Origin of the sequence: Tessaracoccus flavus, assembly GCF_001997295.1 — a bacterium.
In the GTDB taxonomy this organism is placed as follows: domain Bacteria; phylum Actinomycetota; class Actinomycetes; order Propionibacteriales; family Propionibacteriaceae; genus Arachnia; species Arachnia flava.
Window position 1 is genome coordinate 1858675 of sequence record NZ_CP019605.1, and the last position, 22196, is coordinate 1880870.

Sequence of the window (22196 nt, forward strand, 5' to 3'; positions counted from 1 at the left end):
GGTCCATTAGCCACGACAACCTAACCTTCGGACACATCCGACAGGCCAGTTGGCCGTCGGGTTAGTGACGAACCGCGAGCGAGGATGCGAACAGATCCCGGTAGCGAGGACCTGACATCAGCAACTCGTCGTGCGAACCGCTCTCCATGATTTCGCCATCCTCCATCACGTAGATTCGATCCGCATCGACCACCGTGGACATGCGGTGCGCGATGACGATGACGGTGCAGGACTTCTCCCGCAGCATCGACGCGATACGCGATTCGTTGTGTGTGTCCAAGGAGCTGGTCGCTTCGTCGAGCACCAGCACCTTCGGCTGTCGGACGAGGGCACGCGCCAGCGCGATTCGCTGCCGTTGGCCACCTGAAAAGTTGCCACCCATCTCAGCGACGAGCGTCTGGTAACCCATGGGCAGCGCCTGGATGTCGGCGCCCACCATGGCCTCGGTGGCAGCGCGACGGGCGTCATCCTCCCCCAGTTCCGTGCTGCTCATAGTGATGTTCTCGAGGATGGTCCGGTTGAGGAGGTGCACTTCTTGCGGAACGTAGCCGACGTGGCTGTAGAAGTGCTCTCGGCTGTAGTCGACCTTCGCAAGGCCCTCGTAGCGAATCTCGCCTTCGGTTGGCTCGATCAGGCCGCAGAGCACCCTGCCCAGGGTTGACTTGCCAGATCCGGACTTCCCCACGATGCTGGCACTTCAGTGGCGTCAGCGTCTATGAGACGGTTACGCCTCCCTGGCCCCCGACCCTGTCCTTGGTGTATCTCCTCGCACTGGCAGCCCTGCTGCTGGTCGTCGGTGGCTGGCGCCTACGCCAGCATTGAGTTCCTACTCCCCGAGGATGCCCTGGACGAAGCCCTCGGCCTCGAACGGTGCCAGATCGTCGACTCCCTCCCCGAGGCCGACCAGCTTCACGGGGACGCCCAGCTCGCGCTGCACCTGGATGACGATGCCGCCCTTGGCGGAGCCGTCGAGCTTGGTCAGCACGATGCCGGTGACGTCGACCACCTCGGCGAAGATGCGTGCCTGGGTCATGCCGTTTTGCCCCGTCGTCGCGTCGAGGACGAGGAGCACCTCGCTCACCGGTGCCTTCTTCTCGATGACGCGCTTGACCTTGCCGAGCTCGTCCATCAGACCGGTCTTGGTGTGCAGGCGTCCGGCGGTGTCGACGATGACAACATCGGTGCCCTCTGCGGCACCCTTCGCCACGGCTTCGAACGCGACTGAGGCCGGGTCGGCGCCCTCCTCGCCGCGAACGGTCTCGACACCGACCCGCTCGCCCCAGGTCGTCAGTTGTTCGGCCGCCGCCGCGCGGAACGTGTCCGCGGCACCCAGCACGACGCTGCGTCCCTCGGCTACGAGCACCCTGGCCAGCTTCCCGACGGTGGTGGTCTTCCCAGTGCCGTTGACGCCCACCACGAGGACGACGGCAGGGTCGCCGTCGCGGGTCGGCGTGAGGTTGAGCGAACGGTCGAGCGTGGGATCAACCAGCTTCAGGAGCTCCTCGTGCAGCACCTGGCGCGCCTGCGCGGGATCAGCGACACCGTCGACGGCGAGCCGGCGGCGCAACGCGTCGGTGAGCTCGGTCGTGGGGCCGACGCCCAAGTCGGAGGTGATGAGCGTGGTCTCGAAGTCGTCCCAGGTGTCCGCGTCAATGCGGTCGACCGAAAGCAGGTCAGCAAGAGCGCGGGCCAGTGCGTTGTTGCTCCCCGAGAGCCGGCGCCGGAGGCGGGCCAATCTGTTCGATGGCGCCTCGGGCTCGTCCAGGCGCGGTCCCGGCGCACGATCCGCGACGGGTTCCTCGGCACGCTCAGCGGGCGGTTCCTCGGTCGGGGGCTGCTCGAGCTCCTGCTTCTCCGCCCCCTCGAGTCGCTGCCGACGGCCGTCGGCGTATACGACGACGCCGGCGATGACGATCGCGGCACCGATGACGGCGATGATGACCCAGAACAACCAATCCACGCGGTCATCCTAGCGATGCTGAAGCGAAGCCCTCACAGCGGTTACGGTCGACCCAGCGGCGGGATTCTGAGGGACGTCCGTCGAAGGGTGGTCCCTGAGCAGCTCGCGAGGAACGAGCGAGCGTCCGTCGAAGGGCGGTCCCTGAGCAGTGACGAGCGCTCAGCGCGAGGAACGTCCGTCGAAGGGTAACGACCCCGCACCCTCCCGCCGCCCCCGACCACAAGGGCAGCGACCACGGCCACGGCCGTAACCCTTCGACAAGCTCAGGGACCACGGACGACAAGCTCAGGGACCTTGACCCCTGAGCAGTGACGAGCGCTCAGCGCGAGGAACGTCCGTCGAAGGGTCACGACCCCGCCACCCACCACCTCCCCCGACCACAAGGGCGGCGACCACGGCCACGGCCGTAACCCTTCGACAAGCTCAGGGACCACGGACGACAAGCTCAGGGACCACCGAAGGACAAGCTCAGGGACCTTGCAGAAGATCAGTCGGTGTGAAGGCGCTGGCTCACCACGGTCGAGATGCCGTCGCCGCGCATGCTGACCCCGTAGAGCGAGTCGGCGATCTCCATCGTGCGCTTCTGGTGGGTGATGATGAGCAGCTGGGAGGAGGCGCGCAGTTCCTCGTAGATGCCGAGAAGGCGGCCGAGGTTGGCGTCGTCGAGGGCGGCCTCCACCTCATCGAGAATGTAGAACGGGCTCGGACGCGCGATGAACAGCGAGACGAGGAAGGCCACCGCCACGAGCGACCGCTCACCGCCCGAGAGCAGCGACAGCCGCTTGATCTGCTTCCCCGCGGGCCGGGCCTCGACGTCGACGCCGGTCGTCAGCCAATCACCGGGCTCGGTCAGCACCAGCCGACCCTCACCGCCGGGGAAGAGGCGGGCGAAAACCTCGTGGAAGCTCTTCTCAACGTCCCGGTACGCCGCCTCGAACACCTCCTGAACCCGCTTGTCCACCTGGTCGACGATCTCGATGAGGTCTGCACGGGTCTGTTTCAGGTCATCGAGTTGTTCGGCCAGGAACTGATGCCGTGCCGTCATCGCCTCGAACTCCTCGAGGGCGAGGGGGTTGACCCGCCCCAGAACGGCGAGGTTGCGCTCGGCCGCCCGGAGTCGGCTGGTCTGCTTCTCCCGGTCATAGGGGACGGGCTCGGGTTGGTCGTCGTCGGTGAGCGCTGTGCCGTCCGGCCTCGTGATCACAGGCACCGGCTGGTCGGGGCCGTACTCGGCCACAAGCTGGTCGGGTTCGAGCCCGAGTTCGCTCAGCGCCTTGTCGCTGAGCTGCTCGATGCGCATCTTGTGCTCGATCCGCACCATCTCGTCGCGATGGGCGCCGCGGACGATCTCGTCGAGCCGGGCGGAGGCTGCCTTGGTCGCATGCCGGGCCTGGGTGGTGCCCGACTCAGCCGTACGGCGCGCCTGCTCAGCGGCGTCCCGCTGAGCCGCTGCCCGTTGCCGCGCGGCCTCCACGTACTCGGCCAGCGTCTGGGCCGCGGTGTTCACTACGCGTGCGACGTCAGCCTCGCGCCTTAGCTGCTCGGCCCGCGCCCGCGCCTTCGCCCGGGACTGGCGCTCGCTGGCGGCGGCTCGCTGTAGGGAGTCGGCTCGGCCGGCGATCGCCTTGACCTGTTCCTCCGCGGTGCGCAGGGCCAGCCGCGCGTCCATCTCGGCCTGACGTGCCCTCCTCGCTTCTCCCGCCTTGGCGTCGCGTTCAGCGGGATCGGGCTCCTCCAGGTCTCCCTCGGCCGAGGCGGCTGCGAGTCGGGCCGTAAGCTCCTCCAGCTGCTCCTCGTCGCGCGTGCGTGCCGCGCGAGCCGCGTCCATGGCCTCGGCCAGCCGCTCGGCCTCTCTGGTGGCGGAGGCTTGGCCCTGCCGGAAGGAGTTGAGCTGCTCGGCGACCGCGGCGAGTTGGGCGTCGGAGTCATGAAGCTGGGCGAGCGCCGTCTCCTCAGCCCGGGTCGCTTCCTCCAGCGAGCCGCGCACCTGCTCGGCGGCGAACTTCAGCTGGTCGAGCTCGTGCCCGGCCTCCGCCAGCGCGCGTTCCGCTTCCGCCAACTCCGCATGCACTTCCAGCAGCGACGGTTGCGCTGCCGAGCCGCCCTCAGCCATCCACGCGGAGTACAGGTCCCCGGCGCGGGTGACCGCAAGCAGACTGGGGTCGCTACTCACCGCACTGACCGCATCGTCGGCCGTCTCGACCGCGACGGCACCGGCCAGCAGGGCGTCGAGAGCGCCGCTGATGGACGGAGGTCCGTCGACGAGTCCGCGCACCGACGCGGGCGGGAAGTCCGGCGTCTCCGCCGCAGGAGTCCCCGCGATCACCAGCGGAGCGCGCCCTCGTTCTCCGTCCGCCAGGAACCTGGTGGCGTCGACGGCGCCGTCGAGGCCCTGTACGACGACGGCTTCCGCCATACCCCGCAGCGCAGCTGACACGGCGGCCTCCCACCCGGGCTCCACCGAGATCAGGTCGCCGAGGCGCCCCAGGGCATCGCCGCGGTCGAGCAGATCCGCAGAGCCGTCTCGACGCTCGGTGAGCAGCCGCAACGCCTCGACCCGGGCCTCAAGGCCTGCGCGACGTCGGCCGATCTCAGCCTCGCGGTGCCTCAGCTGTGCGGCGTCGGCCTCCAGCGTTTCGACGAGGGCGGCGGCCTTCTCGTAATCCTCGTCCAGGTCGGATTCCGAGGCGCCCAGCCCTGCCAGCGACGACTCGGTCTGGTGGTACCGGCGCGCGGACTCCTCCGCCCTCGCGAGAGCTTCGTCACGCCGCGCCCCGAGTCTCTGGATCTCCTCGTCGGACGCCTCGAGGCGCGACCTGATCGAGTTGACGCGCCCGGTGAGGCGGGCCAGCCCCTCGCGGCGATCCGCGATGGCCCGCAGCGCAGCGCTGTAGGCCTGTTCCGCCGCCGAATGCGCCTGCTCGGCACCGCTTCGACGCAGGGACGCGTCGGTGAGGGCTGCGTTCGCCGCCTCCACGTCGCGACGCAGCTCCTGCTCGCGGGCGCGAATGGTGGCCGCCTCCGCCTCGAGCGCCTCGGGGTCGCGTCCGCCCACATCGAGAACCGGCTGGTTGTCCCCGGCGCGCATCCGCTCGGCGGAGATCGACATCGTCGTGGTCACCCGCTCACGGAGAGCCGCGAGGGCGTACCACTGCTCCTGGGCCGCATTGAACTCGGCGGACGCGGCACGCAGCCTACGTTCGGCGGCCTCTTCTGCGGCCAGTGCTTCTTCGACGGCTCGTTCCGCGCGCCCACGCAGCTCCAGCGCGGCGGCCTCGTCGGCCAGTTCCGCGGCCAGCTTGGCCTGGGCTGCGGCCAGGTCGTCGGCGAGTAGGCGTGCCTTGGCATCGCGCAGCTCGGCCTGGATCACGGCCGCCTTGCGGGCAGCCTGAGCCTGGCGTCCCAGCGGCTTGAGCTGGCGCTGCAGCTCCCCCACCAGGTCGCCCAGACGCTCGAGGTTCGCCTTGGTGGCCTCGAGCTTCCGCAGCGCCTTCTCTTTTCGCTTGCGGTGCTTGAGTACCCCGGCCGCCTCCTCGATGAAGCCACGTCGGGACTCCGGTGTGGCTTGCAGGATGGCGTCGAGCTGACCCTGGCCGACGATGACGTGCATCTCGCGCCCGATCCCGGAGTCGCTCAGCAGCTCTTGGACGTCGAGCAGACGGGCAGGGCTTCCGTTGATGGCGTACTCGGATCCCCCGCTGCGGAACATGGTGCGGGTGATCGTCACTTCCGCGTACTCGATCGGCAGAGCGCCGTCGGAATTGTCGATCGTCAGCTCCACCTCGGCGCGGCCGAGAGGCGCACGCTTCGCGGTGCCGGCGAAGATGACGTCTTCCATCTTACCGCCCCGAAGGGATTTCGCGCCCTGCTCCCCCATCACCCAGCTCAGCGCATCGACGACGTTCGATTTGCCCGACCCGTTGGGCCCGACGACACAGGTGATACCCGGCTCGAAGATCAGCGTCGTGGCCGAGGCGAAGGACTTGAAGCCGCGCAGCGTCAACTGCTTGAGGTACATGGCTAACCGGCCACCCCGGGCGGAACGGACGCTGTGAGCCTGCGTCCCCGGATGGCGCGGAACGTCCAGAACTTGTTGACGAGGAAATTGATCGGCAGCGTCAGCATGATCGCGATGAGCTGCGACCAGTACTCGCGCGATTGGAGTCCCCGGGCCTCGTTGAAATAGGGCTCCGGCAGATACAGCGGACTTGTTGGATTCGTCATCAGCAGCTTGAGTGCCAGACCCACGGCGGCGGCCACCGAACCGACGGCGAGGAACGGCCAGAACTCGCGCCACCAGCCCGCGTGCTTGCTCGACTTGAAGGTCCACCAGCGGTTGAGCTGAAAGTTCCAGAGGTTGGCGACGAGGAATGGCACGATCCAGCCGATGGCGGTGAACCGGACGTTGTAGGGCGTGTTGGGAATGGACCAGATGATGTTCTGGGCGTTCTGCGAACCGCCGTTGAGCTTGTTCATGATCACCAGCACCAGCATGTTGACCAGCACTCCGGACCCGCCGACGAAGGCGAACTTGATGAACTGGCCGAGCGTCTTGCCGTAGCGGTCGAAGAGCGCCCTCATCCGCGTCGCCCAGGGAGGCGCTGACAACGGGGGCACAGGAAGCTGCTCCGGTTCATGAAGGCACGACGAACAATCGGGGTGCCGCAACGCTGGCATGGCTCACCCTCCCGACCATAGGCCGTCAGCGCCCGTCCGAAGTAGCCGGACTCGCCGTTGACGTTGACGTAGAGGGAGTCGAAGGACGTTCCCCCCTGTTGCAGCGCCTCATCCATGACGTCGCGCGCTGTGCGGATCAGCTCGACGGCCTTCCGCGGCCCGAGTTCGTCGGACGGATGCTCGTAATGGACGCGGGTCCGCCACAGCGACTCGTCCGCGTAGATGTTGCCGATGCCCGAGACGAGTGACTGGTCGAGCAACGCGCGCTTGACTCCGGTACGGCGGGTGCGCAGCCGGGCGGCGACGGCACGCTCGTCAAACTCAGGATCGAAGGGGTCGAGCGCGATGTGCGGTACCGGACACGCGGCGGTACCCGGGGAATACTGCAATCCGCCGAACATACGTTGGTCCACGAACCTCAGCTGACGTCCGTCGTCGAGGTCGAACAGCACTCTGGTGTTGCGGACCAGATCGTCGGTGGCGTGGCCCAGCCGGAACTGTCCGCTCATGCCCAGATGGACAACGAGGGCGTCGTCGCCGAGCGCCAACCAGAGGTACTTGCCTCGGCGTCGGACGTCGTCGACCGCCCTCCCGGCGAGGTCGGCGACGAATCCGTCCGGTCCGGCTGGGTGGCTGCGGACCGGGCGTGGATGCAGGACCGTGACCCGCTCGATCCGGCGACCCACGGTGTGGGCGGCGAGTCCGCGACGGACGACCTCGACCTCAGGGAGTTCCGGCACCGCTGAGCTCCCGGAAGGCCGCACGGGCGGCGATCTGCTCGGCCTGCTTCTTGCTGGGCGCGGAACCTGATCCGAACGGTCGTTCATCCAGGACGACGGTCGCGGTGAACACCCGTTGGTGGTCGGGGCCGGTGCCGGTGATCTCGTAACGCGGCGGTGACCATCCGCGCTGGGCGCAGATCTCCTGCAGCGCCGTCTTGTGATCGGTGTAGTCGCCCCGGTGCTCCGCCGACGCGATGAGCGGGTCGAAGAGCGCGTGGATGAACCGGGATGAGGCGTCTGGTCCACAGCTCAGGTGGATGGCTCCGATCACGGCCTCGAAGGTGTCGGCGAGGATGGAGGTCTTGTCGCGGCCTCCGGTGGTCAACTCGCCCTTGCCGAGCAGAAGGAGGCTGCCCAGATCGAGGCTGCGGGCCACCTCGGCGAGCGCGACCGCGCTGACGACGCTGGCACGAAGCTTCGCCAGTTGTCCCTCCGCCAGATCCGGGTAGGTGCGGAAGATGTGTTCGGTGACGACGATCTGCAAGACGGCATCGCCGAGGAACTCCAACCGCTCGTTGGACGGGACGCCACCGTTCTCGTACGCATAGCTACGGTGCGTAAAAGACAACTCGAACAGCTGGGCATCGACTTCGATGCCCAGCTGTTCCAGTTGCTCGGTTAGCCTGCTCACCCCGCTACCCGCGGGCTGAGTGCGGCTCAGGCCTCGACGACCTGGCGGCGTGCGCCGCGCGGGCCGTACTGGCCGCAGCTCGGGCAAGCGGTGTGCTGCAGGTGCGGCTCACGGCAGGCGGGGTTCGCGCACACGACGGTGGGGACGACGGTCGTCTTCCACTGCGCACGGCGCGAACGGGTGTTGCTGCGCGACATCTTCCGCTTCGGAACGGCCATTGGTCTTCTCCTTCATAACAACAGGCCCTAGGTGGGGCCTGCCTTCAGTCCTGGGTGTCCCCGGTCAGCCCGCTCAGCTTCGACCAACGCGGGTCGATCTGCTGCTCGTGGGTGTGGTCGGGATCGTCGTTGCGGTTGAACCCGCATTGGGGGCAGAGCCCCAGACAATCTTCCTCGCACAGTGGCGTGAACGGCAACTCGAGCACCACAGCGTCGCGCAGTGCCTCGTCGAGATCGATCATCTCTTCGACAATCTGAGCCTCGTCGTCTTCGATCTCCCTGCCGGGATAGAAGTACAGCTCCTGCACATCGAAGGACTCCTCGTCCTCGATGTCGTCCAGGCAGCGGGCGCATTGGCCGCGCAGTTGCACGGTTGCTGTTCCCGTCACCAGGACGCCTTCGGTCACCGCTTCGAACCTGAGATCAAGCTCGATGTCGGAATCCTGTGGTACCCCGATCACTTCGTTGCCAAGGTCGGCTGGCGCAGGCACCGTCGTCGTCACCTGCTTCATCGTTCCCGCCTGGCGCGCCAACTCGTGCATCTCGAAAACAAGAGGCGAGCGGCGATCTGGCTGGTGATGCACGGGTGACACGTCGGAATCCCTTCGTAAGCCGTCCATGACCTCGTCATGACCGACCGCCAACTTTACCCGGTGCCACGCGCGCTTCCCAAATCGTCGGGTGAGTCCGACGGGCACACCGCGCTCGCGGTCGGCGTCACGGACGGGAGGCGTTCCTCTCGGACTCCCTGCGGGCGGCGACGGCTGCCAGGACGTTGGCGGGGACGTACTCAGTGACGTCGCCGCCGAGGTTGATGACCTGGCGGATGATCGTCGACGACAACGTGACCTGATCCTTGGCCGCGGGAAGCAGGACCGTCTCGATCTCGCCCATGTCGCGGTTCATGTGGGCCATCTGGAGCTCGAAGTCGAAGTCGGCCCCGAAGCGCAACCCCTTGACGACGGCGGGAATCCCGCGCGCGTGGCAGAAGTCGACGAGCAGACCGGTCATCGGCTCCACCGTGACCCCAGGGAGGTCCCTGGTGGCGCCCCGGACAAGTTCCACCCGTTCGTCGAAGCTGAACATGTACTTCTTCTGGGAGTTGTTGCCGATCGCGATGACCACCTGGCCGAACAACGCGTGAGCGCGCTCGATGATGTCGAGGTGGCCGACGGTGATCGGGTCAAAGGACCCTGGGCACAACACCTTCATGGACGCTCCTACTCCACCGCTCCGAAGTGGAGCGTGGTCTCACCGTAGCGGCGATCCCACACCTCCGTGTAGGCGGCGGGCCACGCCGGCGCCCGGTCGCGGGACGAGCGTTCCACCACCACCAGTCCGCGGGGTGCCAGCCGACCCTCGGCCAAGGACATGAGCAGCGTGTCCACGACGTCGGTCGAGGCCCCGTAGGGCGGGTCCAGGAAGATGAAGTCGAAGGCATCCCCCGGTTCCGCGGCCACAGCCTCGGCCTTCGCCGCTCGCACCTCCACCGACAACCCGGTCGACTTCGCGTTGGTCTGAATGAGCCTAGCCGTCGGCCGGTCGTGTTCGACGAGCAGCACCGGGCCAGCGCCTCGGCTGGCGGCTTCGAGTCCCACCGCCCCCGACCCGGCGTACAGGTCAAGCACCGCGACCCCCTCGAGCTGGCGGTGGGCCTCGGCGTCGGCGGAATCGAACCAACTCGTCAGCGCGGAGAACAGCGCCTCGCGCGTGCGGTCCGTGGTGGGTCGGGTGAGGTCCGACTTCGGCGTGGTGAGCCGCCGCCCCTTGGCGGCGCCGGCGATGATCCTGGTCACGATTTCTCCATCCAATCTCCGGCCGCCATCTCCTCGGCCTTCGCGAGCAGGTCCGCCAGCAGAGGATCGCTGGCGGAGCGCTCGTCGTCGATCACCCGGTCGGCGAGCTTCTTCGCGCTCAGAATGAGGTCTTTGTCGTCGAGCGCGCGCAGGAGCTTCAGGCTGCCGGCGCCCGACTGGGCGGCCCCCAGCACGTCGCCCTCGCGGCGCAGCCGAAGGTCGAGCTCCGCCAGTTCGAACCCGTCGTTGGACGTGGTCATGGTGGTCAGCCGGATCTCAGCATCGGTGTTGTCGGTGACGGGGGCCAGGAGCAGACACAGGCCCGAGTGACCTCCGCGGCCGATACGGCCGCGCAACTGGTGGAGCTGGGACAGGCCGTAGCGGTCGGCGTCCATTACGACCATCACCGACGCGTTGGGCACGTCGACGCCCACCTCGATGACGGTGGTGGCCACAAGCACGTCGAGGCTGCCCGCCGCGAAGGCCGCCATGGTCGCGTCTCGATCCGCCGCGGCCTGCCGTCCGTGGACCGCGCCCAACCGTAGCCCCGCCAATGGCCCGCCCTCGAGCTCGGGAAGCAGATCCTCGACGGCGGTCAGCGACCGCTGCGCATCGTCGGCCGCCGCGGCGCCCTCCACCTGCTTGCCGGAGATTGCGGGGCAGACGACGAACGCCTGCCGACCAGCCGCCACCTCCTCCCGGATTCGCTCCCAGGCCCGGTCCACCCAGCTCGGGTGGGTTGAGGTGTTGACGAACACCGTCTGGACCGCGGCCCTCCCGGCGGGGCGCTCACGCAGTTCGCTGACCTCCAGATCGCCGAAGACCGTCATGGCGATGGATCGCGGGATCGGGGTGGCCGTCATGACGAGCGTGTGCGGTTTCCGTTCAGCCTTGGCGGCGAGCGCCGCCCGCTGTTCGACGCCGAAGCGGTGCTGTTCGTCGACCACGACGAGGCCGAGGTCGAAGAAGGCGACGGGGTCGCTCAGCAGGGCGTGCGTGCCGATGACGATGCCGGCATCGCCGCTGGCGATGCTGGCGAGCGCCTCCCGCTTGCCCGCCGCCGACCGGCTGCCGGTCAGGAGCACCACCCCGGTGGCGTCCGGGTGGGCTCCCAGTTGACGGCCCTGCCCCAGTTCTCCGAGCAGACCCGAAATCGTGAGGTAGTGCTGCCGCGCCAGCACGTCCGTCGGAGCCAGCAGCACGGCCTGGCCCCCCGCGTCGACCACCGCGAGCATCGCACGCAGGGCCACCAGCGTCTTGCCCGACCCAACCTCGCCCTGGAGGAGCCGATGCATAGGAGTCTCTGCCGCCAGATCCCGGAAGATCCGCTCCCCCACCTCGAGCTGCCCGGCGGTCAGGACGAACGGCAGAGTGCCGTCGAAGGCGGCGAGCAGCCCATCGGCGCGACGCGGGCGCGGCGTGGCAGGTTCGGCAGCCAGTTCGCGGCGCCGGCGGGCCATCGCGAGTTGGATGCCGAACGCCTCGTCGAACCGCAGCCGCTGGATGCCGACCGTGGCCTGCCGACGGTCGGTCGGCTCATGGACGGCCGTCAGCGCCTCCTCGAAGGGCAGCACCCCCGCGCTGTCCACGACCCAGTCCGGCAGGGTGTCGCCGCTGAGATTGGGCAGCACCATCTGGATGGATTCGGCGATCACCCAGGTCGGAAGCTTGGAGTGAGCGGGATACAGCCCGACGAGTGAATCCCGCTGCACCGCGCGCCCCATCGCGGCCCTGCTGCGCTGGCGGTCGGTGCGCGCCTGACCTGACAACTCAGCTCCGTCCAACATGACGAAGTCGGGGTGCGAGAGCTGAATCTCGTCGCGGAACACGCCCACCCGGCCGACGAAGATTCCACGGCGCCCCTTCTGGAGCTGCCCCAGCCAGTAACGCACCATGCCCTCGGCGCGCGGCCGGCTGCGCTGGTCCTTGATGCGAGGCGCGAACAGCGTGATGCTCATGTTGTGGGTGCCGTCGGTGATGACGGCGTTGACGCGCAGCTGCCCTCCCGACTGGGCTGAGTCGGCGTAGCGCACCTCTGCCACGACGGCGGCGTCTTCGCCCACTTTGAGGTCGGTGAAGTCGGATTTCTCGGACCCTGCGATGTAGCGACGCGGGACGTGCCGCACCAGATCGTCGACGCTGGTGATGCCGAGCTTCTCGAACTCCTTCGCGGTCTTCCCACCCACGACATCGACGAGACGGCGGCCGAGTTCGCGGTAGATCGGTGAGCGCCAAGCCATGCCCATGACCCTACCCACTGCCGCCGACAGGTACGCACCACTGCGTATTTACCCCACAGTCGCGATCGGCAACAGTTGAGCCTGTGCACACAGGGGCACACTGTCTGACAAGGGGGAAAGACAATGCACCTATCCAGAATCACGATCGCGGGCGCCATCGCCGCCGGGATCATCGTCGCAACCGCTGGCAGCGCGTCCGCTCACCACTGCTACAAGAATGAGTGGGCAGACGCCGCCTACCACCATCACCGCGCCGGCGGCACCGCCTGGATCCCGCTCAGTCAGATGGGCCGCCAATTCCTCATCCCCGAGGAGCTGCAGGACGTGTGCGGCTGGGCCGCGGACAAGGCGGTGGCGGACTTCATGAAGGAACGGAACCTCACGCAGGAGCCGCTCATCCACGGGAAGGCCGTCACAGGATCAGGCGCCTACGCTAAGGGGAAAGCGCCACAGCCCTACAGCTACCTGACCGATGCTGACTTCGACCTCCTCGGCCGAGCTCTCTTCGGTTACCTCGCCGAGTGTCAGGAGGGGCTCGAGTAGCCCTCGACAGACAGGGGGCCGGGGTGTTGTGGGGGCAGCGCCCCGGCTTCCTGCGCGCGGAGCACTGCAGACAGCCTGTCGACCGCCCCCAGCTTTCGGTAGAGGCGTTCCTGATGCTTGTGCACGGTCCGCGGAGAGATGCGCAGGCGCGCCCCGATGGACGTCGCCGTCAGCCCCCGCGCCATGAGGTGCAGGACGACAGTCTCGCGGGCCGTCAGGCCGACCGCGGACCCGTCCTCGGTGCCCGCGGCGGCCAGCAGGCGGATGTGGCGGTCAAGGCCGACGATCAGAGCCTGCAGGTGCTCTCCCATCGAGACGGCCCGGGCGTGGAATCCTTCGTCGGAGACCAGCACCCATCCGTCATAGTGACGTCCCCACTCGATGGGCAGCGAGAACTGATGCAGGGTCAGGTGAAGGCGTTCGATCAGCGCCCAGGTGTCCGGCTCGAAGCGCCATCCCTGCGCCAGCGCGTCGGTCAGCAGCGACGGCGTCCGGACCCCGGCACCCACGTGGAACCGGTGCAGGGGGTGACGTTCGACGTCGGCCCCCGTTGGTAGTGCCTCGGGCGGGGGGACGTCGTCGCCTGCGAGGTACCAGTTGGCCGTGCCGTCGTCGTCGACGCGCACCCGCGCCACCTGCTGTGCCCCGAAGCCCCTCAGCAGCGCGTGGGCCAAGAGCACCCGCGCCTGTCGGGGAGACGGTTCGTTGAGCACCTCCGCTGCAACCATCGACCACTCGGACAGCTTCATCGCTCCTCCTAGAAGCGCCAAGCTTCACACGAGCGTTCTGGCGTAGTCAATGGCCTTTGAGTTATCGCCCGGTGCCCCGAGGCCTCCACCGATCTCCCGCTGGACGCGAGCCGGTGCAGGAGCGGCGCCAACGGGTAAGGCTGAGAGGCGCCAACGCGAACCCCCCGCGACGCCAACGGGCAGGAGCCAACGCCAACCTGGGACACGAACCGCCAACCGACCTCCGGTGCCGCCCGCGAGACTCAGCGACGCCCGTGAGATCTCGCGGGCGTCGCTGAGTCTCGGCGGCGTTCGGGATTGCCGCTTGGCGTCTCCGGCAATCCGTTGGCGTTGCGGCCGGCGGCGATCAGGAGTCGAGCAAAAGAAAACGGCGGCCCGCCTGAGCGGGCCGCCGTTTCCGGGACGAATCTCTCGTCAGCGCGAGACCTTGCCAGCCTTGAGGCAGGAGGTGCACACGTTGACGCGTTGCGGGGCACCGTTGATGGTGGCACGCACGCGCTGAATGTTGGGGTTCCAGCGACGGTTGGTCTTCTTCTTCGACCAGGGCACGTTGTGACCGAAGCCGGGTCCCTTGGCGCAAACATCACACTTGGCAGCCACTGGAATCTCCTTGTTTCATTTACGATTGCGGTTGCCCGCCGCAGCGGGCAACCGCACAATGTTAACCCGCGACGGCGGGATTGACCAAACCGGTCACTTGCGACGGCGGCGGGAGGAGGACTTGCGCTCCCCACCGTCCGAGGGTGCCTGCGAATCCACAGGCTCCTCGAAGCGCTGGTAGCCCAAACCGTTGCAGTGCTCGCACTGCTCCGTGAAGGCTTCCGCGAGGCCGGTCCCGATCTTCTTCCGCGTCAGCTGGACCAACCCGAGGCTCGTCACCTCGGCCACCTGGTGGCGGGTCCGGTCGCGGCCGAGGCACTCCACCAGGCGCCTGAGCAGCAGCTCACGGTTGCTCGGCAGCACCATGTCGATGAAGTCGATCACGATGATCCCGCCGATATCGCGCAGCCTGAGCTGTCGGACGATCTCCTCGGCCGCCTCCAGGTTGTTGCTCGTGACCGTGGCCTCGAGGTTGCCACCCGAGCCCGTGAACCTGCCCGTGTTGACGTCGATGACGGTCATCGCCTCGGTGCGGTCGATGACCAACGAGCCTCCGGACGGCAGGAACACCTTGCGATCGAGAGCCTTGGCGATCTGGTCGTCGATCTTGTACTCGGCGAAGGCGTCGCGCCCGTCCTCACGTGGCTCGAACCGGACGAGCCGTTCGGCGAGATGCGGTGCCACGTGGGACACGTAGGCCGAGATGGCGTCGTAGGCGTCCTCGGGACCACCGTCGCCCTGGACCACCAGCGACGCGAAATCCTCGGTGAAGAGATCGCGGACGATTCGCAGCGTCAGGTCGGGCTCCGAGTAGAGCGCCTGCGGCGCCCCGCCGGTCTTCGATTTCTTCTCGATGATCTCCCACTGAGCCTTGAGACGGTTGACGTCGCGTACCAGCTCCTCTTCGCTCGCGCCCTCCGCGGCGGTGCGCACGATGACGCTCTCGTCGTCGGAGATCAGCCCGCCCAGCACGTTTCGCAGACGGTTGCGCTCGGCGTCGGGGAGCTTGCGGGAGATTCCGCTCAGGTGGCCACCGGGCGAGTAGACGATGTAGCGCCCGGGCAGCGAGATGTGGCTGGTGAGGCGGGCGCCCTTGGCGCCGACCGGATCCTTGGTCACCTGGACGAGCACGCTCTGGCCAGACTTCAGGACGTTCTCGACCTTGCGGTTCTCGCCCGTGGCGCCGAACGAGGCCCAGTCCACCTCACCGGCGTAGAGCACGGCGTTGCGGCCGCGGCCGATGTCAATGAACGCGGCCTCCATGCTCGGCAGCACGTTCTGCACCTTGCCGACGTAGATGTTGCCGATCAGCGATGCCGCCGACGCCTTATCGACGTAGTGCTCGACGAGGATGTTGTCCTCGATGACCGCGAGCTGCGTGTACTCCTCCGACTGGCGGATGACCAGCTTGCGATCCACGGACTCACGGCGGGCCAGGAATTCAGCCTCGCTCAGGATGGGCGCCCTGCGCCGACCAGCGGCACGGGATTCCTTGCGCCGCTGGCGCTTGGCCTCCATGCGGGTGGAGCCCTCGATCCCGGTTACCTCATCGCCGGAGGAGGACGACGACGAGTCGTCGTTCTCGCGACGCCGGCGACGGCGACGACGGCGGGTCGAGCCCGAATCACCATCGCCGTTGTCGTCGTCGGACTCTGGCTCGGCGTCACTGCTGTCGTCGCGCTTCTGCTCTGTTTCGCCGTCGTTGGAGTCGTCGGACTCGTCGGAGTCGGAGTCCGAGTCGTCCGACTCGTCGTCGGAGGCGTCATCGCGGCCTCCCCGACGACGACGGCGACCGCCACGGCGGCGACGGCGACGGTTGGGACGGTCGTCGTCAGCCGAATCCGACTCACTCGACTCATCGCTCTCGTCGTCATCCTCGTCCGGTCGGTCCGTGTCCTCCGAGCGCTGGTCGGGGCGGGACTCTTCATCGTCGGTGCCGGCGATGGCACCGGCGAGAGCAGCCAGGCGCTCCTCGCGGGACGGATCGTCGCGGTTGTCGTCCTTGTTGCCTCGACGGGCGCCGGCTGCCTCCTCCGCGGCGCGGAGGGCGGCGGCGATGTCGTCACCCGACTCCTCGCCGCTGGGCTCGGGAGCGGCTGCGGGACGCGTAGCCCGGCGACGGCGCGAACGCTGTTCACCCTGTGCGCGCCGCTCCTGCGGCGGTTCCGCATCGGTCGACCCGCTGTCCCGATCAGGCGTCGGCTGGGCGGGCGCCACATCGGCTGCGGGCTCCGACTGGACCGGTGTCGACGGGGCGAATGGGGAGGCCAGCGCCTCGGGAACAGGGGCCGGCGCACCGGCGGGTCGCGACGCCGCCCGGCGACGTCGGCGCGGCTGCGCCTCCGTGGTCTGCTCAGCGGGAGCTTCTTGGGCTGCAGCTTCCTGGCTGGGGGCTTCCTGGGCAGGAGCGTCCTCGGCCCGGGTGTCCGAGGTTTGCGCCGCGGGCGTCTCCTGGGCTTCCTCGGGCGCGGCGGTGGTCTCCTCCGGCTCCTGCTCCGACGTCGGCTCGGCCATCGCGGCACGCACTCGCTCGACGACGGGTGCCTTGAGGACGGCGGAGGCGCTCCGCACCTCTTCGCCCAGCTCATTGAGCTTGGCGATCAGTTCTCGGCTCGGGATCCCGAACTCCTTGGCGAGGAGATGCACCCGCATCGACTTTGCGCGCGGGCTCGGGCTCTCCGGGGACTTGGGGGTCTCCTGAGCTGGGGCCGCGGCCTGCTCGGTCTGCTCGGGCTGTTGGGGCTGTTGGGCTCTTTCGGCAGGCTCATCGGCTGTCTGGGTGGTCCCGTCCACCTGCTTGACCCGTCGACGGCGGCCGTCGGTCTCCCCCGCCGCCCGCGTCGAGGCTCGACGGCGCTTGGGGGTCAGATCCGGGCTCTCGCCCTGCTGGTCGGGGCTCTCAGACTGTTCGGAGGGGGCGGGCTGCACCTCAGCCGCAGGCTGGGCGGCGGGCGCCTCGGCAGCGGGAGCGGGTGGCTCCTCGGGAGCGGAGGCGGTCTGGGTGTCCACGGCGGGGCTGGACTGCGCGGGCGCCGTGACGGGTGCTGGAGCGCCTGCGGGGCGCGAGGCGGCCCGTCGCCGACGGCGCGGGGTGGGGGTGGTGGATTCGGACTCGCTGGCAGGGCCAGTGGTGTCGTTGTCGAGCATGCGGCTCCTTACGCGCTGATGCGCGGACAGGCACAGACGTGCTGTGCACTAAGACTGTGGTCCTCCCGTGGCGCGAACAGTCGCGGCAGACTTGCCGCGGTGCAGATTCACTGCCCCAGGGGTGGCACCGGCGGTGCCGTGACCTGAGCGTTATTCTCGCACATCTTGCCAACAACGCGCGCATTTTCCACTGCGCGTCAGCGCAGCGGGTCGCCGATCTCCCCATCCGTAAGTGGTCCCTGTGCCAGCCTGGTGAGCAGCGGCAGAGACGGGACGCGGTCGTCGATGCCGCGCAGTGCGGTGACCACGTCATCGGGTCGGACCAGCGGCGTCTGGTGCCGCGCGCGGAGCCTGAGCGTCTCGTCGTCCGCACAGTCAAGGCTCAGGATGGCGCTGCGTACATCGAAGGACCTCATGCCGCTCTTGGTCATGCGCTCCACCGTGTAGTCATCCGCGGCGAGCAGGGCGCTCACTGCTGAGGCGAGCACCCCTGCGGGCGCGCCGGGCAGCGAGATGATCCAGTCCGACGCCTCCAGCAGGTCGCCCAGGCTCTCCTTGCGCGCCTCGGCCACGTCGAGCACGACGAAGCCCTGCGGCAGGACCTCGTTCAGGGCCCCCATCACCTTCGCCGGGTCGCAGACCTCGGCCAGGCCCAGCTCCACGTACTCGGCCTCGGAGGCGGCCGACGTCGGCGAGGCGTTGGCGTAGGAGATGCGAGGGTGGGGCGAGAACCCGGACGAGTAGGCCATGGGAATCTCCGCGCGCCGGAGAGCGCGTTCGAGTGCGCGTCCGAAATCGCGGTGCGAGGTGAATCGGCCCGGTCCGCGCTTGGCATAGCGGAGACGGAGCTTCTGCGCAGGCGGCGCTTGCTGGACGGGCGGCTGTCTGTTTCCCACGGCGCGAGTCTACTGATGGCTCTGCGCCGGGTCGCCGCCGCCGATCCCCGTCGTTGGAGCGGCCGGAGCCGTCCCCAGCGCCTTTGGCGTATGGTTTGCGCGGTTGAGGAAAGGCGGCGGCGGATGCTTGTTGCTCTGCGGCGATGGTGGCCGCTTGTCGCGCTACTCACTCTCGCGTTCAACCTGAGGCCCGTGGCCGTGTCCGTCGGACCGGTGCTCCAGGAGATCTCGCGCGATATCGGCCTCAGCGGGACCTCTGCGGGGCTGCTCACGTCGCTTCCAACACTCTGCTTCGCGGCCTTCGGGGCACTGGCCCCTGGGTTTGCGCGCCGCGTCGGCGCCCACACTGCGATAGCGCTCAGCCTGGCCGCCCTCGTCCTGGGCCAGGCCGCCCGACTGCTGACGTCCTCCAGCGTGGCCTTCCTCGGACTGTCGGTCCTCGCGCTGGGGGGCATGGCGGTGGCCAACGTCCTGCTGCCGAGCCTGGTGCGGGAGCACTACCCCCATCGAGTGGGCCTAGCGACTGCGCTCTACTCCCTGACGATGACGATCGGCGTCACGCTGGCCAGCTCGGTGACCGTTCCTCTGGCGCACGCGTTGGGGGGCTGGCGGGCCTCGCTCACGGCCGGCGTGATCGCGGCCGCTGTGGCCCTCGCGTGCTGGCTGCCGCTGGCTCGGCATCGACCGGCCCCACACCACGGGGACATCCGTCACGTGAGCCTCCGCATGATCGCCCGGACGAAACTCGGCTGGGCGCTGGCGATCATGTTCGGCTGCCAGTCCGCCCAGGCGTACACGATCTTCGGGTGGTTGCCGTCGGTCTACCGCTCGGCTGGAATGGATGAGGTCAACGCCGGGCTCATGCTGGGTATCGCCACCGGGGTGGGCATCATCCCCTCCTTCCTCATCCCTGCCTACGTGGCGCGGACCCGCAACCCCAGCATTCTGTTCCTGTCGATCGTGGCGTGCCTCGCCGCGGGCTACCTCGGATTGATGCTGGATCCGCTCGGATTCCCTGCGCTGTGGGCGCTGTTGCTGGCGCTGGGCACGGCCTCGTTCCCGCTGCTGCTCGCCCTCTTCGGCACCCGGGCCCGCACTCCCACGGCGACGGCGGCGCTGAGCGGCTTCGCGCAATCGGTGGGCTACTCGTTGGCGTCGCTGGGTCCGCTGTCGTTCGGTCTCCTCCACACGGTGACAGGAGGCTGGACGGTGCCGATCAGCGTGCAACTCAGCCTCACGGTCCCCATGGTCATCGCAGGTCTCTACGCCTGCCGGCCGCAGGTGGTCGAGGATCAACTCCCGGCCTGATCCCTGCCCGTCGTCGCCTGAGCTGGCCAGGGCCCGTCTGTTGAGTAGTCATCGGGCCTGTTCCATCACCCTCAACCGTCTGGAGGACCGCTCGACGGCACCTCTAAGCGTCGCGTCAGGCTGAGACCCTCCGTCGAGCGGGCTTCTACCCGGTCGACGAGACTCTGAGGATGATCGAGCCTTCCCGACCATCCGGCGCGATCGTCGTCACGTCCGTAACCCTTCGACAAGCTCAGGGATCGGGGTGACAAGCTCAGGGATCGGGGTGACAAGCTCAGGGATCGGGGCGACAAGCTCAGGGATCGGGGTCAGCGCTTCCGGTAGAGCTTCTTGGTCTGGTAGACCGGTTCACTCGTCACCTGCACCCCGAGGTTGCGGAAGATGGCCTCGTCCACAGGGCCGAGGATCACGGTGGTGTGGACGTCGCAGCCGCGCAGGTGCCGGAGCTCGGCGAGGGCACGCCGAGCGTTCTCGTCGAAGCGGGCACTCACCGACAGCGCGATGAGCACCTCGTCGGTGTGCAGACGCGGGTTCGCGCTGCCCAGGTGGGTGGTCTTGAGCGTCTGGATGGGTTCGATGGTCTCGGGATCCAGCAGCCTCACGGCGTCGTCGATGCCGGCCAGACTCTTGAGAGCGTCCAGCAGCATCGCCGACGACGCGCCGAGCAGCGGCGATGTCTTGCCGGTGACGATGCGACCGTCCGCCAACTGGATGGCCGCCGCGGGCGCTTTCGTCTTCCCCTCGACGGCAAGAGCTGGCCCGACCACCGGACGGTCTTCCTTCGTGATGCCCAGTTGGCTCATCGTCAGCGCCATGCGGCTGCTCTGGGTGGGCTCGAGTTCGTCGCGCCGCTCCTCGACGAGTGCCTTGTAGTAGCGGCGAATGACCTCCTGCTTCGACGCCTCCCTGCACACCTCGTCGTCGGAGATGCAGACCCCGGCCATGTTCACCCCCATGTCAGTGGGGGAACGGTAGGGAGACGATCCGAACAGTCGCTCGAACAGCAGGTTGAGCACCGGGAAGATCTCGACGTCGCGGTTGTAGTTGACCACCTGCTCGCCGTACGCGGCGAGGTGATACGGATCGATCATGTTGACGTCGTCGAGGTCGGCCGTCGCAGCCTCATAGGCCAGGTTGACCGGGTGATCGAGCGGGAGGTTCCAGATCGGGAAGGTTTCGTACTTCGCGTAGCCGGACGGGATGCCCCGCCTGTGGTCGTGGTAGAGCTGGGACAAGCAGGTCGCCATCTTTCCGCTGCCCGGACCGGGGGCGGTCACCACGACAAGGTCGCGGCTCGTCTCAATGTAGTCGTTGCGGCCGTAGCCCTGATCGCTGACGATCAACGCGACGTCGTTGGGGTAACCCTTGATCGGATAGTGACGGTAGACCTTCAGGCCCAGGCGCTCGAGCTTGCGCTTGAACGCGCGGGCCTGGCGGTGCTCATCGGTCATCTGGGTGATGACGACGCTGCCGACATAGAGTCCGTAGGAACGGAACTCGTCGATGAGCCGCAACACGTCCGAGTCGTAGGGAATGCCGAGGTCGGCGCGGACCTTGTTGCTCGCCAGGTCGTGGGCACTGATCGCGATGACCACCTCTACCTCGTCGGCGATTGTGCGTAGCATCTGGATCTTGTTGTCGGGCGTGAACCCGGGGAGCACCCGTGCGGCGTGGTGATCGTCGAAGAGCTTTCCCCCGAACTCCAGGTAGAGCTTCCCGCCGAAGCGCTTGCGGCGCTCGTCGATGTGCTGGGACTGGAGGGCTAGGTACTTGTCGCGGTCAAAGCCGATCTTGCGTTGTTCACCCACGGGTGCCCACCTTATCCCGGTTCGGCGCCCGGCCCGTTCGTGGGGGATTAGATTGAACACCCATGAGCGACCTCCACGTCCACAGGTATGGCAACCCCGACGCTCCCCCGTTGGTCCTGGTCCACGGGCTGACCGACGACGGCACCTGTTGGCCCGACGCGGTCGAGCGCTGGCGCGACACGTGGCAGATCATCTCGATCGATCAGCGCGGCCACGGCCGGTCCCCTCGATTCACGGAGGATCAGTACGGCGACTCCCCCGCCATCCTCCGTGACGACCTGTCCAAGGTCCTGAGCGGACTCGCCCAGCCCGCCATCGTCGTCGGGCACTCGCTGGGTGGGCTCGTCGCCGCGAGGTCGGCGCAGTCGCACCCCGAGTTGGTGCGGGCCCTGGTCCTCGAGGATCCCGCCAAGCCCAGCGGTCGGAACCGCCCGTCGCGAACCTTCTCACGAGGGCAACTGGAGTTCGTCGAGGCCGTCACCGCGGATCCGGAAGCCGAGGTCACCCGGATGCGTGCCGAGACGCCTTGGAGCGAGTCGGAGCTGGCGGCGTGGGCCCCCGCGAAAGCACGCGTGGACCGTGGCTACCTGGCCCACGGGTTGTATCTCGGTGATGCGGCATGGGAGACGATGTTCGACGGCCTGCGGGTACCGACGCTCATCGTCGGGCCGGTGGGCGGCGAGATGCTGCCGGACGCGTCACTCATCGCCAACCCGCTGGTCAGCGTGATCGAGGTGCCCGACGCCGGACACTGCGTGAGGCGCGACGCTCCCGCCGCCTTCCACGCGGTGGTGGATCGATTCCTGGAGCAGCACCGACCCTGACGGCCCAGTGCCCTGGA

The 22196-nt window shown here is 68.1% G+C and carries 19 protein-coding genes; 3 read left to right on the plus strand and 16 right to left on the minus strand.

Features of this window, described 5'->3' with window-relative positions; all coding sequences use genetic code 11:
- Positions 1–61 precede the first annotated feature (61 nt).
- From RPIT_RS08580 to RPIT_RS08630, 11 genes are all read right to left on the minus strand, one after another.
- Positions 62–646, minus strand: coding sequence for an ATP-binding cassette domain-containing protein (locus RPIT_RS08580; protein ID WP_237267826.1), 585 nt, complete (start codon positions 644–646; stop codon positions 62–64).
- A gap of 180 nt (positions 647–826) precedes the next feature.
- Positions 827–1960: a signal recognition particle-docking protein FtsY gene (ftsY, locus tag RPIT_RS08585; RefSeq protein ID WP_077342329.1), complete on the minus strand. Its 1134-nt coding sequence runs from the start codon at positions 1958–1960 to the stop codon at positions 827–829.
- Positions 1961–2447: 487 nt separating this feature from the next.
- The gene (gene smc, locus RPIT_RS08590; RefSeq protein ID WP_077342331.1) at positions 2448–5978 is read right to left on the minus strand and encodes a chromosome segregation protein SMC; all 3531 of its coding nucleotides are present in this window, start codon (positions 5976–5978) and stop codon (positions 2448–2450) included.
- Positions 5979–5980: 2 nt separating this feature from the next.
- Positions 5981–6541 carry a GtrA family protein gene (locus RPIT_RS08595; RefSeq protein ID WP_077342333.1) on the minus strand — a complete coding sequence of 187 codons (561 nt, stop codon included), beginning with the start codon at positions 6539–6541 and terminating at the stop codon, positions 5981–5983.
- A complete protein-coding gene (gene mutM, locus RPIT_RS08600; protein ID WP_077342335.1) occupies positions 6538–7377 on the minus strand; it encodes a bifunctional DNA-formamidopyrimidine glycosylase/DNA-(apurinic or apyrimidinic site) lyase in 840 nt (279 codons plus the stop codon). Before mutM ends, RPIT_RS08595 begins: the two co-directional genes overlap by 4 nt.
- The gene (gene rnc / locus RPIT_RS08605; protein WP_226996238.1) at positions 7361–8050 is read right to left on the minus strand and encodes a ribonuclease III; all 690 of its coding nucleotides are present in this window, start codon (positions 8048–8050) and stop codon (positions 7361–7363) included. The genes mutM and rnc overlap by 17 nt, the downstream gene beginning before the upstream one ends.
- A gap of 26 nt (positions 8051–8076) precedes the next feature.
- Complete coding sequence (gene rpmF, locus RPIT_RS08610; RefSeq protein ID WP_077342337.1) at positions 8077–8268, minus strand: 50S ribosomal protein L32; 192 nt, start codon at positions 8266–8268, stop codon at positions 8077–8079.
- 44 nt (positions 8269–8312) lie between these two features.
- Positions 8313–8861, minus strand: a complete 549-nt coding sequence (locus RPIT_RS08615; RefSeq protein ID WP_077342339.1) for a YceD family protein — start codon at positions 8859–8861, stop codon at positions 8313–8315.
- A 124-nt stretch (positions 8862–8985) separates the two neighbouring features.
- Positions 8986–9480 carry a pantetheine-phosphate adenylyltransferase gene (coaD, locus tag RPIT_RS08620; protein WP_077342341.1) on the minus strand — a complete coding sequence of 165 codons (495 nt, stop codon included), beginning with the start codon at positions 9478–9480 and terminating at the stop codon, positions 8986–8988.
- Positions 9481–9488: 8 nt separating this feature from the next.
- Entirely contained in the window at positions 9489–10064 is a 576-nt protein-coding gene (gene rsmD / locus RPIT_RS08625; RefSeq protein WP_077342343.1) for a 16S rRNA (guanine(966)-N(2))-methyltransferase RsmD, read from the minus strand.
- Positions 10061–12310: an ATP-dependent DNA helicase RecG gene (locus RPIT_RS08630; RefSeq protein WP_077342346.1), complete on the minus strand. Its 2250-nt coding sequence runs from the start codon at positions 12308–12310 to the stop codon at positions 10061–10063. Before RPIT_RS08630 ends, rsmD begins: the two co-directional genes overlap by 4 nt.
- 117 nt (positions 12311–12427) lie before the next feature.
- On the opposite strand from RPIT_RS08630, the gene RPIT_RS08635 reads away from it, so the two are divergent.
- On the plus strand, positions 12428–12847 hold the full coding sequence (locus RPIT_RS08635) for a hypothetical protein (protein WP_077342348.1): 420 nt from the start codon (positions 12428–12430) through the stop codon (positions 12845–12847).
- Here the strand turns inward: RPIT_RS08635 and RPIT_RS08640 are convergent.
- The 4 genes from RPIT_RS08640 to RPIT_RS08655 all read right to left on the minus strand — a co-directional run bounded on the left by RPIT_RS08640 (position 12829) and on the right by RPIT_RS08655 (position 18239).
- Entirely contained in the window at positions 12829–13596 is a 768-nt protein-coding gene (locus RPIT_RS08640; RefSeq protein WP_077342350.1) for a response regulator transcription factor, read from the minus strand. The two genes, RPIT_RS08635 and RPIT_RS08640, sit on opposite strands and share 19 nt — an antisense overlap.
- A gap of 414 nt (positions 13597–14010) precedes the next feature.
- Positions 14011–14196 (minus strand): 50S ribosomal protein L28, encoded by a 186-nt coding sequence (gene rpmB, locus RPIT_RS08645; RefSeq protein ID WP_077342352.1) that lies wholly within the window; start codon positions 14194–14196, stop codon positions 14011–14013.
- Positions 14197–14289: 93 nt separating this feature from the next.
- Positions 14290–16989 (minus strand): translation initiation factor IF-2 N-terminal domain-containing protein, encoded by a 2700-nt coding sequence (locus RPIT_RS08650; protein WP_418361383.1) that lies wholly within the window; start codon positions 16987–16989, stop codon positions 14290–14292.
- A gap of 551 nt (positions 16990–17540) precedes the next feature.
- Positions 17541–18239: a TIGR03936 family radical SAM-associated protein gene (locus RPIT_RS08655; protein ID WP_077342356.1), complete on the minus strand. Its 699-nt coding sequence runs from the start codon at positions 18237–18239 to the stop codon at positions 17541–17543.
- Positions 18240–18362: 123 nt separating this feature from the next.
- On the opposite strand from RPIT_RS08655, the gene RPIT_RS08660 reads away from it, so the two are divergent.
- On the plus strand, positions 18363–19547 hold the full coding sequence (locus RPIT_RS08660; RefSeq protein WP_162274524.1) for a CynX/NimT family MFS transporter: 1185 nt from the start codon (positions 18363–18365) through the stop codon (positions 19545–19547).
- A gap of 308 nt (positions 19548–19855) precedes the next feature.
- On the opposite strand, the gene RPIT_RS08665 is transcribed toward RPIT_RS08660, so the two are convergent.
- On the minus strand, positions 19856–21355 hold the full coding sequence (locus RPIT_RS08665) for a DUF1846 domain-containing protein (RefSeq protein ID WP_077342360.1): 1500 nt from the start codon (positions 21353–21355) through the stop codon (positions 19856–19858).
- Positions 21356–21417: 62 nt separating this feature from the next.
- On the opposite strand from RPIT_RS08665, the gene RPIT_RS08670 reads away from it, so the two are divergent.
- Positions 21418–22179, plus strand: a complete 762-nt coding sequence (locus tag RPIT_RS08670) for an alpha/beta fold hydrolase (RefSeq protein WP_077342362.1) — start codon at positions 21418–21420, stop codon at positions 22177–22179.
- Positions 22180–22196 lie beyond the last annotated feature (17 nt).

What these genes read in the sequence shown, in the direction of transcription:
- smc (WP_077342331.1), bottom strand. Translation starts at nt 5,978, where the DNA reads ATGTACCTCAAGCAGTTGACGCTGCGCGGCTTCAAGTCCTTCGCCTCG.
- RPIT_RS08595 (WP_077342333.1), bottom strand. Translation starts at nt 6,541, where the DNA reads ATGAGGGCGCTCTTCGACCGCTACGGCAAGACGCTCGGCCAGTTCATC.
- rpmF (WP_077342337.1), bottom strand. Translation starts at nt 8,268, where the DNA reads ATGGCCGTTCCGAAGCGGAAGATGTCGCGCAGCAACACCCGTTCGCGC.
- coaD (WP_077342341.1), bottom strand. Translation starts at nt 9,480, where the DNA reads ATGAAGGTGTTGTGCCCAGGGTCCTTTGACCCGATCACCGTCGGCCAC.
- RPIT_RS08630 (WP_077342346.1), bottom strand. Translation starts at nt 12,310, where the DNA reads ATGGGCATGGCTTGGCGCTCACCGATCTACCGCGAACTCGGCCGCCGT.
- RPIT_RS08635 (WP_077342348.1), top strand. Translation starts at nt 12,428, where the DNA reads ATGCACCTATCCAGAATCACGATCGCGGGCGCCATCGCCGCCGGGATC.
- RPIT_RS08640 (WP_077342350.1), bottom strand. Translation starts at nt 13,596, where the DNA reads ATGAAGCTGTCCGAGTGGTCGATGGTTGCAGCGGAGGTGCTCAACGAA.
- RPIT_RS08660 (WP_162274524.1), top strand. Translation starts at nt 18,363, where the DNA reads ATGCTTGTTGCTCTGCGGCGATGGTGGCCGCTTGTCGCGCTACTCACT.
- RPIT_RS08670 (WP_077342362.1), top strand. Translation starts at nt 21,418, where the DNA reads ATGAGCGACCTCCACGTCCACAGGTATGGCAACCCCGACGCTCCCCCG.